This is a genomic window from Actinocorallia sp. B10E7 (assembly GCF_039871655.1).
Lineage (GTDB): Bacteria > Actinomycetota > Actinomycetes > Streptosporangiales > Streptosporangiaceae > Actinocorallia.
Window position 1 is genome coordinate 669,248 of sequence record NZ_JBDPLZ010000004.1, and the last position, 14,685, is coordinate 683,932.

At 72.2% G+C, this 14,685-nt stretch carries 14 protein-coding genes and 4 tRNA genes; 4 read left to right on the top strand and 14 right to left on the bottom strand.

The features are described from left to right. Positions 1-20 precede the first annotated feature (20 nt). The 8 genes from ABGB12_RS16935 to ABGB12_RS16970 form a co-directional block, all read right to left on the bottom strand. The gene (locus ABGB12_RS16935; protein ID WP_347678892.1) at positions 21-1,061 is read right to left on the bottom strand and encodes an AI-2E family transporter; all 1,041 of its coding nucleotides are present in this window, start codon (positions 1,059-1,061) and stop codon (positions 21-23) included. Between the two features lie 75 nt (positions 1,062-1,136). Beyond that, positions 1,137-1,211: transfer RNA gene (locus tag ABGB12_RS16940), tRNA-Gly, on the bottom strand. A gap of 77 nt (positions 1,212-1,288) precedes the next feature. Beyond that, positions 1,289-1,360, bottom strand: a tRNA-Val gene (locus ABGB12_RS16945). A gap of 1 nt (position 1,361) precedes the next feature. Then, positions 1,362-1,435, bottom strand: a tRNA-Cys gene (locus ABGB12_RS16950). A 20-nt stretch (positions 1,436-1,455) separates the two neighbouring features. Continuing rightward, positions 1,456-1,527: transfer RNA gene (locus ABGB12_RS16955), tRNA-Gly, on the bottom strand. Positions 1,528-1,598: 71 nt separating this feature from the next. After that, positions 1,599-2,387 (bottom strand): TIGR03084 family metal-binding protein, encoded by a 789-nt coding sequence (locus ABGB12_RS16960; RefSeq protein WP_347678894.1) that lies wholly within the window; start codon positions 2,385-2,387, stop codon positions 1,599-1,601. Beyond that, positions 2,387-3,361 carry an alpha/beta hydrolase gene (locus tag ABGB12_RS16965; RefSeq protein WP_347678896.1) on the bottom strand — a complete coding sequence of 325 codons (975 nt, stop codon included), beginning with the start codon at positions 3,359-3,361 and terminating at the stop codon, positions 2,387-2,389. Before ABGB12_RS16965 ends, ABGB12_RS16960 begins: the two co-directional genes overlap by 1 nt. A 70-nt stretch (positions 3,362-3,431) precedes the next feature. After that, a complete protein-coding gene (locus tag ABGB12_RS16970) occupies positions 3,432-4,238 on the bottom strand; it encodes a lysophospholipid acyltransferase family protein (protein WP_347678898.1) in 807 nt (268 codons plus the stop codon). A 122-nt stretch (positions 4,239-4,360) separates the two neighbouring features. Here ABGB12_RS16970 and ABGB12_RS16975 point away from each other — a divergent pair, with 122 nt between their 5' ends. Then, positions 4,361-7,258 (top strand): AMP-binding protein, encoded by a 2,898-nt coding sequence (locus tag ABGB12_RS16975; RefSeq protein WP_347678900.1) that lies wholly within the window; start codon positions 4,361-4,363, stop codon positions 7,256-7,258. Positions 7,259-7,261: 3 nt separating this feature from the next. On the opposite strand, the gene ABGB12_RS16980 is transcribed toward ABGB12_RS16975, so the two are convergent. Beyond that, complete coding sequence (locus tag ABGB12_RS16980; RefSeq protein ID WP_347678902.1) at positions 7,262-7,843, bottom strand: class I SAM-dependent methyltransferase; 582 nt, start codon at positions 7,841-7,843, stop codon at positions 7,262-7,264. 55 nt (positions 7,844-7,898) lie between these two features. Between ABGB12_RS16980 and ABGB12_RS16985 the strand changes: the two genes are divergently transcribed. Together ABGB12_RS16985 and ABGB12_RS16990 are read left to right on the top strand one after the other, a co-directional pair. Continuing rightward, a complete protein-coding gene (locus ABGB12_RS16985) occupies positions 7,899-8,465 on the top strand; it encodes a pentapeptide repeat-containing protein (RefSeq protein ID WP_347678904.1) in 567 nt (188 codons plus the stop codon). Positions 8,466-8,491: 26 nt separating this feature from the next. Next, positions 8,492-10,093, top strand: coding sequence for an MFS transporter (locus ABGB12_RS16990; RefSeq protein WP_347678906.1), 1,602 nt, complete (start codon positions 8,492-8,494; stop codon positions 10,091-10,093). Between the two features lie 8 nt (positions 10,094-10,101). Here ABGB12_RS16990 and ABGB12_RS16995 read toward each other — a convergent pair whose 3' ends face one another. Together ABGB12_RS16995 and ABGB12_RS17000 are read right to left on the bottom strand one after the other, a co-directional pair. Continuing rightward, positions 10,102-11,169, bottom strand: a complete 1,068-nt coding sequence (locus ABGB12_RS16995; RefSeq protein WP_347678908.1) for an MBL fold metallo-hydrolase — start codon at positions 11,167-11,169, stop codon at positions 10,102-10,104. Positions 11,170-11,287: 118 nt separating this feature from the next. Further along, positions 11,288-11,650 carry a PPOX class F420-dependent oxidoreductase gene (locus ABGB12_RS17000; RefSeq protein ID WP_347679194.1) on the bottom strand — a complete coding sequence of 121 codons (363 nt, stop codon included), beginning with the start codon at positions 11,648-11,650 and terminating at the stop codon, positions 11,288-11,290. Between the two features lie 195 nt (positions 11,651-11,845). On the opposite strand from ABGB12_RS17000, the gene ABGB12_RS17005 reads away from it, so the two are divergent. Continuing rightward, positions 11,846-12,316, top strand: a complete 471-nt coding sequence (locus tag ABGB12_RS17005; protein WP_347678910.1) for a hypothetical protein — start codon at positions 11,846-11,848, stop codon at positions 12,314-12,316. A gap of 44 nt (positions 12,317-12,360) precedes the next feature. On the opposite strand, the gene def is transcribed toward ABGB12_RS17005, so the two are convergent. From def to ABGB12_RS17020, 3 genes are all read right to left on the bottom strand, one after another. After that, entirely contained in the window at positions 12,361-12,924 is a 564-nt protein-coding gene (def, locus tag ABGB12_RS17010; protein ID WP_347678912.1) for a peptide deformylase, read from the bottom strand. Positions 12,925-13,052: 128 nt separating this feature from the next. After that, positions 13,053-13,904 (bottom strand): SDR family NAD(P)-dependent oxidoreductase, encoded by an 852-nt coding sequence (locus ABGB12_RS17015; RefSeq protein ID WP_347678914.1) that lies wholly within the window; start codon positions 13,902-13,904, stop codon positions 13,053-13,055. A 103-nt stretch (positions 13,905-14,007) separates the two neighbouring features. Then, on the bottom strand, positions 14,008-14,493 hold the full coding sequence (locus tag ABGB12_RS17020; protein WP_347678916.1) for a MarR family transcriptional regulator: 486 nt from the start codon (positions 14,491-14,493) through the stop codon (positions 14,008-14,010). Between the last annotated feature and the right edge of the window lie 192 nt (positions 14,494-14,685).

Sequence of the window (14,685 nt, forward strand, 5' to 3'; positions counted from 1 at the left end):
CAATCTCGCCCCGGTCCTGCTCAGCGCCCGGACAGCAGGGGCCGGAGCCAGCGTTTGCCGGGGTCGGGGTCGACGAAGAGGGCGAGGGCCAGCGCGCTGAGCGGAACGGCCAGGATCGCGCCGAGCGGTCCGATGACCAGGCTCCACAACACCAGGGACAGCAGGGTGGCGGTGATGGACAGTCCCACCGTCCCGCCCGCGAACTTCGGCTGGACCAGTGACTGCAGCACGAAGTTGATCACCGAGTAGAGCACGATCACCCACACCGCGGTGACCCAGCCCTTCTCCAGCCAGGCCAGCAGCGCCGGGGGCACCAGGCCGATGACGAAGCCGACGTTGGGGATGTAGTTGGTGATGAACGACAGCAGGCCCCACACCAGCGGGGCCGGAACGCCCAGCCAGGCCAGCGCGCCGACGTCCAGCACCGCGACGATCACCCCGAACACGGTGGTGACCAGGAGGTAGCGGTAGGTGCCGCGCGCGTAGTCGCGCAGGGCCGCCACCAGCTCCGGCCGCTCGGCGGACAGACGTTCCAGCGCCCGGCTGAGCCCCACCGCGTCCAGGCTCATCCCGTAGAGCAGGATGACCACCAGCACCACCGACGACAGGGCGCCCAGCAGCCCGTTCATGAACGACTGGACGTAGGGCAGAAGCTTGTTGACATCGAGGCCGGCCACGAACTGCTGGGCCTCGGTCGTGGTGATCCCGAACCGGGTCATCAGCTCGATGATCTGGTTTCCGCTCTGTGCGAGCTCGGTGGTGTAGCCGGGGATCAGCGCGGCCAACCGGGCCCCGGACAGCGCCAGTGCCAGTGCCATCGCCAGCAGGCCCAGCAGCACCACGGCCAGGGGAAGCAGCGCGGCCACCAGGTAGGGCAGGCCCCGGCGCATCAGCATGGCGCGCAGCGGGGTGACCGCGACGGTGAGGACGAGCGCGAGGAAGAACGGCCCCGCTACCGAGGAGACGGCCCGCAGCCCGGCCAGGACGATCACCGCGGCGGCGGCGCCCAGCAGCAGGACATAACCTGGTGAGTACCGGTGGGACGGGGAGGCTACTGGCATGCCGGTTCTGTTCCCCGGATCGGCAGCCGGAAGGTCTGGCCGGGGCAAAGATTGCCGGGGCCGGAGTGTTCGACGTGGAGCGGAAGACGGGATTCGAACCCGCGACCCTCACCTTGGCAAGGTGATGCTCTACCACTGAGCCACTTCCGCGTGGGGGAGATGATCCCCCGGATCGCTTCGGCCCTCCGGCCGATGAGCGATGCTCACCGGCCGGGTGGACCGTGCAGTGGACGATACTGGGATTGAACCAGTGACCTCTTCCGTGTCAGGGAAGCGCTCTCCCGCTGAGCTAATCGTCCGTGGAGGTGGAGACGGGATTTGAACCCGTGTACACGGCTTTGCAGGCCGTTGCCTCGCCTCTCGGCCACTCCACCGCGAGGCGATGGCCTCTCCGAGCGGAAGACGGGATTCGAACCCGCGACCCTCACCTTGGCAAGGTGATGCTCTACCACTGAGCCACTTCCGCCTGTCATCCGCCGGTTTTTCCCTTTCGGGCTTCCCCGTGGCGACGTCGTTAACCCTACAGGAACTCGGCCCTCAGTGCGTACTCGAAGCCGCCGGGGACGCCTTCGCGGGCGGCCTTCCGGGGCCCGGAGGGCCGGCGAAGGCCTGGACGAGGTCGAGCCAGCGGGAGGCGTCCCCGCCCCGCGCGGCCAAGGAGAGGTCGGCCCGGTGGCGGCGGCGCACCGCCAGCAGGCAGAAGTCCAGGGCCGGGCCGGTGACCGTCTGGGAGGCGGTGCTCGGCCCCCAGCACCACTGGTCCCCCGAGGGGGACTCCAGGACGACGCGGAAGGGCTGCTCCGGCGCGGTCAGGCCGTTGACAGTGAAGGCGTAGTCCCTGGCACGGACGGCGATGTGCGCCACGTGCCGCAGCCGGCCGGTGGGCCGCCGGTCGGCCCCGAGGGCGTCGGCGACGTCCTGGCCGTGCGCCCAGGTCTCCATGAGCCGGGCGGTGGCCATGCTGGGCGCGGCCATCGAAGGCCCGAACCAGGGCACCCGTCCGCCGGGAGGGACGGCGCGCAGTGCCTCGACCACCTCGGCGCGGCTCGCCCGCCAGGCTTCCAGGAGGCCGCCCGGCGGGTGGGCCGAAGGGTCGGCGCCCCGCTCCACCAGGTCGGGGGGCGCCGACCGCACCGCCTCGCGGAACGCCTCGGGGTCGGTGGCGGCCAGCACGGCCTGCCGGTCGGTCCACACCAGATGGGCGATCTGGTGGGCGACGGTCCAGCCCTCGGCGGGGGTCGGCAGCGACCACCGCTCCGGCTCCAGGCCGCGGACCAGGGCGTCCAGTTCCTCGCCCTCGGCCAGCAGGTCCTCGAAGATCTCCATCAGGCCGCCTCCCTCTCCTCCGCCAGTCTCAGCGCTTCGCGGGCCCAGCCGCCGTAGGCGGCGATGGCGGCCCTGGACTCGGGCAGCGCGGACCCGAACATCTGGAAGACGTGCAGCTGCCCCGCCCATGTCTGCAGGACCGTCGGGACACCCGCGGCGGCGAGCCGCTCGGCCATCAGCTCGGAGTCGCAGGCCAGCACCTCGCTGGAGCTGCAGCACAGGTAGGACGGCGGCAGTCCGCTCAGATCGGCGTGGACGGGGGAGACCCGGGGGTCGAGCGGGTCGAGGCCGTCGAGGATCTCGCTGATGAAGGCGTCCAGCAGCGGCATGAGGCTGACCTGGTCGAGCTCCACGTTCGGGTGGGCGGCCTTGGCGGTCAGGTCCATGTCGAGCATGGGGGAGAGGGCGATCAGCCCGGCGGGCATCGGCAGGCGCTCCTCCCGGGCGAGCAGCGCGGTGGCGAACGTCAGGTAGCCTCCGGCGGAGTCGCCGGACATGATGACGTTCCGCGCCTCGACGCCCTGCTCCAGCAGCCATTTGTAGGCGGCCAGGCAGTCCAGGGCCTCGTCGGCGAAGGTGACCTCGGGCAGCATCCGGTAGGCGACGGACAGGGCGGGGATCCCGGCGGCTGCCGACAGCCGGGCGATCATGCGCCGGTGGGTGTTGAGCCCGCAGGAGATCCAGCCGCCGCCGTGGAAGTAGAGGATCGCCCGGGAGCGGTCGCGGCCGACCCCGGGGCCGTGCACCCATTCGGCGTGGAACCCCTCCAGCCGGACGCGCTCCATCCGGGTGCCCTTCGGCGGGCGGGCGCGCCGGGCCATACGGTCCAGGGAGGCGGCGCGGCGGAAGTCGATCGGGCCCTGGGGGACCCGCCGGATCGCGGGCGTCAGCACCGCCCTCACCCCGGCGTTGAGGGCCTTGGCCCGCCAGCTGACGTGCGGGTGCCGTTCGATGACCAGGGGCACGGGACGCATGGGGCCTCCTCCGGGCTCGGAGCGATGCTGGCACGGAAGGGGCACCGTGCCTACCCGATTGTGGGGTAATTCACTGCTTACTGAACAGTCTTCCCCAGGGCCGGCGTCCCGGATCCGCCGACTGCTCGGCCAGCAGGTCGTCCACCAGCCCCGCCACCGTCTTGCGGACCAGGTCGCGCGCCTGGGTGAGCGCGATGACGTCGTCCTCGAGCCCGGCCCACTGGGTGGTGTCGATCGGCTCCCCGAAGGAGAAGTAGAGGCGTTCCGGGCGCGGATCCAGGCCGAGGACGGGGAAGACCAGGTCCCGGCGGCGCAGGATCCGGTGGCTGAGCATCCGCACCGGCGCCTGCAGGGGATGGGCGGAGTCGACCAGGATGGGGAACTGGTCCTCCACGCCGACGGCGCCGAACGGGATGATCGGGCAGCCCGCCTCGATCGCCATCCGCACGAAGCCGAGCCGCTCCTGCCAGGCGAGCTGGTACTTCTGCCCGTGGAACTTGGTCACCTCGTAGGCGCCGCCGGGGAACACCAGCACGGTCTCGCCGTCCGCCAGCATCCGGCGGCAGTTCTCCCGGGTGCCGTCGACGCACCCGCCGACGCGCAGGATGTCCCGCCACAGCGGTACCCGCCAGTGGACGTGGTCGGCGATCGAGCGGATCCACACCCCGCGTCTCGCCCTGATCTCCGCCATCATCACCGGCACGTCCAGAAGTGGCATCACCGTGTGGTTGCCGACGAGCAGGGCGGGGCCCTGCCGCGGCACGTTCTCGATGCCGTGGAAGACGGGGGCGTTCAGAGCGCGTATGGGAGCCAGCGCCACGTCCAGGGCCTTGAAGAGGGCCGGATGCGGCGGGGTCCAGGTGGTCGGGGCGGACATGTCCTCGAGCCTACGGCCCGCTATTCGACACCGAATCAACAACGGCCGAGGGCGGCCTGTGTGGTTCGTCACCGGCACGTCGGCCGTTGACCGGGGCCGGGTAAACGGCGACGATGTCCCGTGTGAGGGAGCGTCTGACGGCACCGTTGCCCAAGAACCTCGTCCGGCTGGGGGACCGGCTGGCGCGAGGGCTGAGCGCGACCGCGCAGAACGCGCTGGAGGTGGCCCGCTTCGGCGGGCTGCGCACGGACGAGGAGGCCTCGCCGTACCGGGTGGTGGCCGAGCAGCCCGTCTACCGGCTGCGCCGCTACTTCCCCGACACCCTCGGCGAGCGGCCGTCCGTCCTGCTGGTGCCGCCGCTCATGCTCACCGCGGAGATCTACGACATCGCGCCCGCGGCCAGCGCGGTCGCCGTCCTGCACGACCTCGGCCTCGACCCCTGGGTCGTCGACTTCGGCAGGCCCGAACGGGAGCCCGGTGGCCTGCGGCGCTCCCTCGCCGACCACGTGCTGGCCGTCAGCGACGCCATCGACCGCATCAAGCAGGTCACCGGCCGGGACGTGCACCTCGCCGGGTACTCCCAGGGCGGCATGTTCGCCTACCAGACGGCGGCCTACCGGCGCAGCGAGGGCATCGAGTCGCTCATCACCTTCGGCAGCCCCGCCGACCTGGACGCGGCCAACCCGTTCGGCGTGCCCGAGTGGATCCCCCGCAGGCCGTTCGTCGACCTGCTCGGCGACCTCCCCGGGCTGTCCGGCCTGTCCATCCCCGGCTGGGTGACCCGCTCGGCCTTCCAGGCGCTCAGCCCCACCAAGTCCATCCGCAACCGGCTGGAGTTCCTGCTGCAGCTGCACGACCGCGAGGTGCTCGCCCCGCGCGAGCGGCAGCGGCGCTTCATGCAGAGCGAGGGCTGGGTCGCCTGGCCCGGTCCCGCGCTGGCCGACTTCCTGCGCCAGTTCGTCGCGCACAACCGCATGCTGCGCGGCGGCTTCGTCATCGGCGACAGGCTGGTGACCCTCGCCGACATCTCCTGCCCGGTGCTCGCCTTCGTCGGCGAGGTCGACGAGATCGCCCCGCCCCTGACCATCGGGGGCATCGTCCGCGCCGCGCCCCGGGCCGAGGTGTACGAGGCGTGCCAGCGCACCGGCCACTTCGGGCTGGTCGCCGGCTCGCACGCGGCGGCGTCCACCTGGCCGGTCGTCGCGGGCTGGGTGCACTGGCGGGCCGGCCAGGGCATGGTGCCGCCCGAGGTCGGGCCGGTGAAGGAGGACGAGCTCGGCAAGGGCCGGATCGCCTACGGGATGGAACTCGCCGTCCAGGTGGGGGCCGGCGCGGTGCGCTCGGCCGTCGACACCACCGCCGCGGCGGTGAAGAACGTGGTCGGGTTCGGCGAGGCCGCCGCCGAGCTGCTGCCCCGGCTGGCCAGGCTGGAGCGCATCGCCGGCGACACCCGGGTGTCGCTGGGGCTGCTGCTCGACGAGAACGCCCGGCGCGCGCCCGACGACATCTTCTTCCTGTTCGAGGACAGGGCGCACACGCAGGCGGCCGTCAAACGCCGCATCGACGGCGTCGTGCGCGGCCTCATCTCCATCGGGGTGCGCCAGGGCGAGCACATCGGGGTGCTCATGGGCACCAGGCCCAGCGCGCTGGGCCTGGTCGCGGCGCTGAACCGGATCGGCGCGGTCGCGGTGCTGCTGCGCCCCGACGGCGACCTGGCGCAGGAACTGGCGCTGGGCCGGGTCACCAGGGTCGTCGCCGACCCCGAGCACGCCAGGCTCGTCGACGGCGTCGAGGTGCACCTGCTGGGCGGCGGCGAGCGCGATGCGGGGCCGGCCGACCTGGAGCGCGTCGACCCCGGCGAGGCCGAACCGCCCGGCTGGTACGAGCCGAACCCCGGCCGGGCCGGCGACCTGGCGTTCATCCTGTTCACCGGGTCGGGCGAGGACGTCAGGGCCAGCCGGATCACCAACCGGCGCTGGGCGCTGTCGGCGTTCGGCACCGCCTCGTCGGCGGCGCTGTCCCCGGCCGACACCGTCTACAGCCTGGCCCCGCTGTCGCATCCGTCCGCGCTGCTCATGAGCCTCGGTGGGGCGATCGCGGGCGGTGCGCGGCTGGCGCTGGCCACCTCCTACGACCCGGCCACGTTCTGGGAGGAGGCCCGCAGGTACGGCGTCACGGTCGTCTCCTACACCTGGACGCTGCTGCACGGGCTGGTCGAGGCTCCGCCGCACCCGGGGGAACGGCACCACTCGGTCCGGCTGTTCATCGGCTCGGGCATGCCGCGCGGACTGTGGCGGCGGCTGGAGGCGAGGTTCGCACCGGCCCGCGTCCTGGAGTTCTACGCCTCAAGCTCCGGCGGGGCGGTGCTGGTGAACCTGACCGGCAAGAAGCCGGGGTCGCTGGGACGTCCGCTGCCGGGCAGCGCCCGGATGCGCATCGTGCGGTACGACCTCGACCGCGCCCTGATCGTCCCCGGGAAGGACGGGTTCGCCGTCCGCTGCGGCCCGGGGGAGACGGGCCTGCTGCTGGCCCGGGGCGCCGGCTCCTCCGAACCCCTGCGCGGGGTCTTCGAGCCGGGCGACTCCTGGACGGCGACGGGCGACCTCTTCCAGCGGGACGAGGACGGCGACTACTGGATGGTGGGCCGGACGTCCGAGCTCGTCCGCACACCGCGCGGGACGGTGCCGACGGGCGGCGTCCGCGATCGCATCGGGGACGTGCCCGGGGTCGACCTGGCCGTGGCGTACGGCATCCCGGCGGGTCGGTTCGAACTGCTCGCCGCCGCCGTCACGCTGCGCACGACGGTCTCGCCCGAGGACTTCACCGCGGCCTTCCCCGAGGAGGGGCCCGACCTCATCCGCGTCGTCGAGGAGATCGAGACCAGCGCCTACGCGCGCCTGCTCACCCGGGCACTGCGCGAAGAAGGCATCCCCGACAACGGCACCGTCTTCTTCCGGGACTCCGGCGGACGCTACCGGCCCCTCACCGACGCCGACAGGGAGCGGCTGCGCGCGCTGTAGACGTCAGCCGGGCGCCTTCGCCGTCACCAGGGTGTCGACGGCGGTCCGCTCTCCGACGGGACGGGTGACGCTCTCGGCCCGGACGACCTCGAGCCCGGACAGCGCGTCGGCGACGGCCTCTGGCGTGTGCAGGATCTCGGGGTCCTGGGGACCGCCGACACCGTCCGTCAGGTTCTTCAGGTCGTGGCCGATGAAGAAGAACACGCCTCCGGGCGCGAGCGCGCGGGCGGCGTCGCGCAGCAGCGGCCGCATCTGGGCGGGCGGCAGGTGCAGGTAGGAGACGAGCACCAGGTCCTCCTCCGCGGAGGGGAAGGGGTAGGAGGTCAGGTCGGCGACCTCCCACTCGACGGAGCCCTCCGGATCGAGTTCCTTCGCCCTGGCGATGGCCATGGGGGAGAAGTCGACGGCCCTGACCCGCCAGCCGCGCGCGGCCAGCCAGAGCGCGTTGCGGCCCTCACCGCAGGCCAGGTCCAGGGCCCGGCCCGGCGGGAGCCCGGCCAGCTCAGAGGCCACGAACCGGTTCGGCTCGAGTGACCACAGCATCTCCTGCTCGGCGTACTTGCGGTCCCAGTCTTCGGAGTCCATACCCCGATCGTAGGCCGGGCCGGGGGAGGACCTTCCCGGAACGTACCCTGAGGTCATGGACTGGAACGGCAGGGAGATCGAAGCCGGGGAGACCTTCACCGACCGGGTCTTCGTGGCGGACGACATGACCGAGGTGGCCAACAGGGGCGCCTCCTTCACCGGCTGCACCTTCCGTGACGTGCGGTTCAACGCCTCGGCGCACGGGGACGCGGAATTCGTCGACTGCACCTTCGTGAACTGCGACTTCTTCGATGCCACGTTCGAACGGTGCCGGTTCGCCGGCAGCAGGTTCGAGTCCTGCCAGTACGGGCTGCTGCGGGCCGAGGGCGGCGACTGGTCGTCGGTGAGCCTGGCCAAGGCCGACCTCAGCGGCTGCTCCATCCACGGGGTGCGGCTGTGCGGGGCCGAACTGGGCGGCGCGCGCTTCGTCGACGGGGCGGTGCGGGACTGCGACCTGTCGGGGGCCCGCCTGGACCGGGCCGTCTTCGACAACTGCGACCTGCGGGGCAGCGACCTGTCCACGCTGGACCCGCGGAACACCCGTCTCAACGGGGCGGTCATCGACCCGCACCAGGCGATCGAACTCGCAGGGGCGCTGGGACTGAAGATCAGGGACCGCTGAACGGCGATGGCGTATCGTCGTCGGCCGTGAACCTCCCCCTGAGCCGCTGGCACGGCCACCCCTGGGCGATCCTGCTGACGCTGGCCCTGGGGTTCTTCATGACCCTGCTGGACCTGACCATCGTCAACATCGCCCTCCCCAGCATGATCGACCGCCTGGGCGCCTCCCTGGACGAGGTGCTGTGGGTGGTCAGCGGCTACACCCTCGTCCTCGCGGTCCTGCTGATCACCGCGGGCAGGCTGGGCGACCTGCACGGCCAGCGGCGGATGTTCATGCTGGGCGTGGCGGTCTTCACCGCCGCCTCGCTGCTGTGCGGCCTGGCGCAGGCGCCCTGGCAGCTGATCGCCGCCCGGGTGCTGCAGGGGCTGGGCGCCGCGCTGCTCATGCCGCAGACCATGGCGCTGATCATCTCCACCTTCCCGGCGGACCGGCGGGGCGCGGCGATGGGGATCTGGGGCGGGGTCGCCGGGCTGGCCACCATCGCGGGGCCGACCATCGGCGGCGTGCTGGTCACCCTGCTGGACTGGCGGTGGATCTTCTTCGTCAACGTGCCGATCGGCGTTCTGGTCCTGGTCCTGGCCGTGACGGTCATCCCGGACGTCCGGTACTCCGAGGAGCACCGGCTGGACCTGACCGGCGTCCTGCTGGCCACCCTGGGGCTGTTCTTCCTGGCCTTCGGGCTCACCGAGGGCCAGCGTTACGGGTGGGGCGGCCTGATCCAGGGGTCGTTCGCGGCGTCGGCGGTGCTCCTGTGCCTGTTCGCGATCCAGCAGAAGCGCCGCCAGGGCGCCGAACCGCTGGTGCCGTTCTCGCTGCTGCGGCAGCGGAACTTCACGATTCTCAGCCTCGTCGGCATGACGGTGTCCATCGGCATGATCGGGATGTTCCTGCCGATCTCCCTCTATCTGCAGTCGGTGCTGGGCTACTCGCCGATGAAGGCGGGACTGGTGCTGGCGCCCTGCTCGGTGGTGTCGATGCTGCTGGCGCCGGCCGCCGGCAGGCTCGCCGACCGGATCGGCGGCAAGCGCATCCTGCTGTTCGGGATGCTCCTGTACGCGCTGGGGCTGGCCTGGTTGACACTGACGCTGAGCCTGGACGCCCACTGGGCGGTCCTCCTCCCCCCGCTGCTCGTCGCAGGGCTGGGCATCGGCTGCGTGTTCGCCCCGATGGCCACCGAGGCGATGCGCGAGATCCCGCCCGCCATGGCGGGGTCGGCCGCCGGGGTGAACAACACCGTCCGCCAGATCGGCTCGGTACTGGGCGGTGCCGTGGCCGGCGCCATCCTGCAGAGCCAGATGGCCTCCTCCCTGAGGGCCGAGGCCGTGGAGCGCTCCGGCGAACTGCCCGAACCGCTGCGCGAGGGCTTCGTCGCGGGACTGTCCCGGGCCGTCGAGGGGGGCGTGGAGCTGGGTGCGCACCACCGGGTCGCGCTGGAGGGGGCACCGCCGCAGGTGGCCCGGCTGGCCGAGGAGGTCTTCGGGACCGCCTTCATCGACGCCATCCGCCCCACCCAGGCCTTCGCCGTCGTGGCGATCCTGCTGGGCGCCGCCGCGTGCCTGTTCGTCCGGGCCTCGCGGACGGCCGTCCCCGAAACCGTCGGGACCCCGGACCGGTCCCGCCCCGTCTGAGGGCGGGGTCAGCCGAGGGGCTCCCACCAGCCGTCGGGGTCGGGCGGGGCGTCGACGGGGATCCGCTCGCCGGGGCGGGGGATGGCGACGCGGAGGTCCAGGGCCTTGGCCTCGGCGCGGACCCGGTTCGGCGGGTCGTTCCAGGAGTGGGGGGCGAGCACGAAGGTGCCCCAGTGCACCGGGATGAACAGATCGCCCCGCAGGTCGCGGTGGGCGGCCAGACCCTCCTCCGGGGTCATGTGGATGTCGGGCCAGGCCGTGCTGTAGGCGCCGACCTGGATGAGGGTGACGTCGAACGGGCCGTGCGCGGCGCCGATCCGGGCGTAACCCGGGAAGTAGCCCGAGTCTCCGCTGTAGTAGAGCCTCCGCCTGCCGCCCGCGACCACGAAGGAGCACCACAGCGTCGGGTTGCGTTTGAAGGCGCGGCCGGAGAAGTGGTGGGCCGGGGTCGCGGTGATCTTCAGTCCGGCGACGACCGCGGACTCCTCCCAGTCGAGTTCGATGATCCGCGAGGGCGGCACGCCCCAGAACTCCAGATGGGCGCCGACGCCCAGCGGCACCACGAACGGGGCGGTCTGGGTGTGCAGCAGCGCCTTCACCGACGGCAGGTCCAGGTGGTCATAGTGGTCGTGCGAGATCGCGATCACGTCGACCCTGGGCAGGTCCTCCACCCGCACCGGCACCTCGTGCACCCGCTGCGGGCCCAGCAGCCGGCTGGGGGAGCAGCGTTCGGAGAAGACCGGGTCGAACAACACCCGTTTGCCCTCGATGTCCACCAGCGAGGTGCCGTGGCCGAGCCAGCAGACCTCCAGGTCGCCGGGCGGGCCGAATCTCGGGGTCACCACCGGGACCGGGAGCAGCGGCCTGCGCTGCTCCCGGCGCAGCATGTCGCGGGCGGCCAGCCGGGTGTCCGGCTGGGTGGAGCCGCCCTTGTCGAGATTGTGGAACGCGCCGTCCCGGTAGTGCGGCGAGCGGCGCACCCTGGGCCCGGGATCCAGTGCTCCCAGCGCGGGCGGGACGTCACGGAAGCTCCAGGTGACCACGGCGGCGGCCACCACGCCGAATCGGATCTTCACTCGGAGTCTCCTCGGGAGTCTGCGCCGGTGGTCACACCGGAACCCTAACCGGATTCCGTTCACTCCATGCCTGAGTCGTGATCGGCTTTGGCCGGTTCAACCGCGGGGATGCAGGGCTTCAGTTCGTGTTTCCCAGAACGCGGGTGATCCTTATCTCGATCACCACGCGGCCGGGGTTCTCCCGGGGCGGGCGGTAGCGCTCGGTGTAGCGGCGGACCGCGTCGGCGACGGACTCGGGATCGCGCAGGACCCGGGCCGTGCCCTCCAGGGTGGACCAGCGGGCGCCGTCCACCTGGCACACCGCCGCCCGCGCCCCCTCCCGCGCCGCGTTGCGGGCCTTGCGCGAGGAGCCGTCGCAGATGATCCGGGCGACTCCGGCCTCGGGGTCGAGCGTGACGCCCACCGGCACCACGTGCGGCGTGCCGTCGGGCCTGAGCGTGGTCAGGGTGCACAGATGCCGTTCCCGCCAGAAGGCCAGCATCTCGGGGCCGAACTCAAGCACCGCTTTCTCCTTCGTTTTCTCGCGCGTGTTCCTCGCGCCGGGGGCCGACCGGGCCGGCTTGTCCCCAGAATCTGGTTCGGTTCGTTGTCGGCGGGCCGGGTGACGGACCATGGCATCCGTGAGACCACTCCGGGAGCACGACGCACCCGGTGTACAGGAGACGGAGGGACACCGATGGCGAATCACGGGTTCGATTTCGATCCTCAGGCGGCAGGGAGGGCGCTGGCGCTCCTGCGCCCGGGAGAGGCGGAGCCCTCCTCGGACCCGGCCCGCCTGGCCGGCCGCCTGATGGCGGCGGTGGAGCTGGCCGCCGGTTCGGGAGGCCGCTGCAAGGACTGGTCTCGTTTCGACGAAGGCTACCGCTCGGTCCTCCCGGAAGGGCAGCAGCGCACCGTGGCGCTCAAACGCCTCATGCGCACCGTCCGGGAGCTGACCGGCCTTCCCGGGGCCGCCTCCCGCGGGGCCGCCACCGGGCTGCTGGCCAGCACCTCGGTGCTCTTCGCCGAGATCCTCCTGGCCGACGACCGCGCCGAGCTCGGCTCGGCGCTGGAGCAGCTCGAGGAGGCCCGCGCCCTCTTCGGCCAGGCGGTGGTCCAGCTGGACGGCATCACCCGCATGCTCCGCGACTCCCTCTCGCCCGGTTGAGCCGAAGGCACCCGGCACGGGGAGACGCCGCCCGCGGGGCGGGGTCAGGAGGACTGCTCGGCCGCGGCCTGGGCGCGCCGCGCCTCGTACTCCTTGATGACCTGCTTGCGGGCCTTGGCCGAGAGGCGGTCGACGTAGAGCTTGCCGTTCAGGTGGTCGGTCTCGTGCTGGAAGCAGCGGGCGAGCTGGCCGGTGCCGTGCAGGCTGATCGGGTTGCCCTCGAGGTCGAAGCCGTGGCAGTGCACATGAGCGACCCGGGCGACGTCGGCGTAGGGGCCGGGGACCGAGAGGCAGCCCTCGGAGTCGTGGTCGAGGACGCGGTCGCGGTCGGGGAACTCGACGGTCGGGTTGACCACCACCCCCTTGTGCTGCTCGCCCTCGGCGTCCTGGCAGTCGTAGACGAAGACCCGCAGGTCGACGCCGATCTGGTTGGCGGCCAGGCCCACCCCGTTCGCCGCGTACATGCTGGCGAACATGTCGTCGGCCAGGTCCCTGAGCGACTGGTCGAACTCGGTGACCTCCTTGAGCGGCCGGTGCAGGACCGGTTCTCCGATGAGCGTGATCGGCCGCACTTTCCCCGACATTCCGTTCCCTTCACCGAGATCCATTTCGGCTCATGTTATTGCAGTACGGAGCACCTGCCGGGCATCCGGTGCGAGCCGGCGCAGAGGAGAGACGAGCACTTCGGCGGGGCTGCCGCCGTCGGGGGAGGCCGGTATCGCGTCGGCCGGGCCGGTCAGGGCTGGGGGGTGGTGAAAGGAGGGTGTTCCTCGGAGGCCAGACGGACGGCTTCGGGGACGGAGGGGGCGATGACGAGTTCGAAGACGCGCTGGGCCAAGGCCCGGGCGGGGAGAACGGGGCCCACCCAGCGGGGGGCGTAGATGCGGCGGGAACGCCAGGCGATGCCGGTCTCCAGGGCGTCTATGCCGGCTTTGAGGGGCGTGACGCCGGTGAAGGTGGAGCCCGCGGTGCGCATGGCGGTGACGGCCTTGGTGTCGAAGCCTCGGTGGGTCATGTCGGTGTCGAGTTCGGCGAAGTAGGCGACGCCGACCTTGGCGCCGGTCGGACGGAGTTCGACGCGCAGCGTGTCGCCCAGGGCCTCGACGGCGGCCTTGGAGGAGCTGTAGGCGCCCAGGAGCGGGGCGCGGACGGCGGCGGCCAGGGACGAGACGGCCAAGGCGTAGCCCCTCGGGTGGGAGATGTACGGTCCGGCCGCGCGCAGCGTGTTGTAGGTGCCGAGGACGTTGACCTGGAAGGTCTTCTCCAGGATGGCGGGATCGCCGGTCAGGACGGGCCACTGGCAGGCGATGCCCGCGTTGGCGACGACGACGTCCAGGCCGCCGGTGATCTCGGCGAGGTCGTCGACGGCGGACGTCAGCCCCGCGCGGTCGGCGACGTCGGCGGGCAGCCAGGGGGCGTCGCCGCATTCGGCCGCGACCTTCGCCAGCAGCTCGGGCTCGAGGCCGGTGAGCAGGACGCGGGCTCCGCGCTGGTGCAGGCGGCGGGCGAGGGCCGCGCCGATGCCGCGGGCCGCGCCCGTGATGAGTACGCGGCGTCCGAGCAGGGAGGGGGTCCGCATTCGCAACATGCCGGTGACGGTAACACCGGCTTCTTCCCGTTCAAAGGGTCTGTTTCGGGAATGGGGCGTTGAGGTATGCGAGGTCCGTGATGACCTGCCGTTGCGGCCGGGCTCACTCCCCGGCCGCGGCGTCCTGCACCATCTGGGGCAGTCGCTGGACGTGTTCGACGCTCTCGTTGAACCGGGTGAGGACGTCGGCGAGCACACGGATGTCCTCGTCCGTCCAGTCGGTCAGGACGCGCCGGAGGCCCCGGGTGAGCCAGGCCCGGTGGTGGTGCAGCCGGGCCAGGCCCTCGGGGGTGATGCGGAACTTGCGGGCGAGGCCGCCGTCGGGGTCGGGGATGCGTTCGACGAGGCCGGTGCGCAGCATCGCCGCGGTCTGCCGGTTGACGGTGGAGGCGTCGAGCCCGAACGCGTCGGCCAGCTGGCCGATGGAAAGCGGTCCGGAGGCTTCGATCCGGCTCATCAGGATGTAGGCGCTGCGCTCCAGCCGCCCTTCCTCCGGCTGCCGGGCGCAGTCGCCGATGGCGCCCATGGAGGCGTGCCGTCCGAGCGTCATCAGCTCCCGTTCGACCCGGCCGATCTCCTCGTCCGCCACCGTGGTCCTCCTCGCTTCCCGGGCGTTCCGCGCCTTCCTCGCGCACCGGCGCCAGGTGCAGCCTAAGGGGCGGCGGCTCAGGCGGCGGAACACCGGAGCCCGGGGCGGTCCGTCCTCTGGCGGACGCCCCGGGCCTCGCCCTGCGCCCCGCCTCCGGCGGGATCGGATTCCTCCCCGGCCTGAAAGCGGCCC

Coding starts and splice junctions, on each gene's coding strand:
- ABGB12_RS16935 (WP_347678892.1), bottom strand. CDS start 1,061: ATGCCAGTAGCCTCCCCGTCCCACCGGTACTCACCAGGTTATGTCCTG.
- ABGB12_RS16960 (WP_347678894.1), bottom strand. CDS start 2,387: ATGGAGATCTTCGAGGACCTGCTGGCCGAGGGCGAGGAACTGGACGCC.
- ABGB12_RS16965 (WP_347678896.1), bottom strand. CDS start 3,361: ATGCGTCCCGTGCCCCTGGTCATCGAACGGCACCCGCACGTCAGCTGG.
- ABGB12_RS16970 (WP_347678898.1), bottom strand. CDS start 4,238: ATGTCCGCCCCGACCACCTGGACCCCGCCGCATCCGGCCCTCTTCAAG.
- ABGB12_RS16980 (WP_347678902.1), bottom strand. CDS start 7,843: ATGGACTCCGAAGACTGGGACCGCAAGTACGCCGAGCAGGAGATGCTG.
- ABGB12_RS16985 (WP_347678904.1), top strand. CDS start 7,899: ATGGACTGGAACGGCAGGGAGATCGAAGCCGGGGAGACCTTCACCGAC.
- ABGB12_RS17000 (WP_347679194.1), bottom strand. CDS start 11,650: ATGCTGGCCTTCTGGCGGGAACGGCATCTGTGCACCCTGACCACGCTC.
- ABGB12_RS17005 (WP_347678910.1), top strand. CDS start 11,846: ATGGCGAATCACGGGTTCGATTTCGATCCTCAGGCGGCAGGGAGGGCG.
- def (WP_347678912.1), bottom strand. CDS start 12,924: ATGGATCTCGGTGAAGGGAACGGAATGTCGGGGAAAGTGCGGCCGATC.
- ABGB12_RS17015 (WP_347678914.1), bottom strand. CDS start 13,904: ATGTTGCGAATGCGGACCCCCTCCCTGCTCGGACGCCGCGTACTCATC.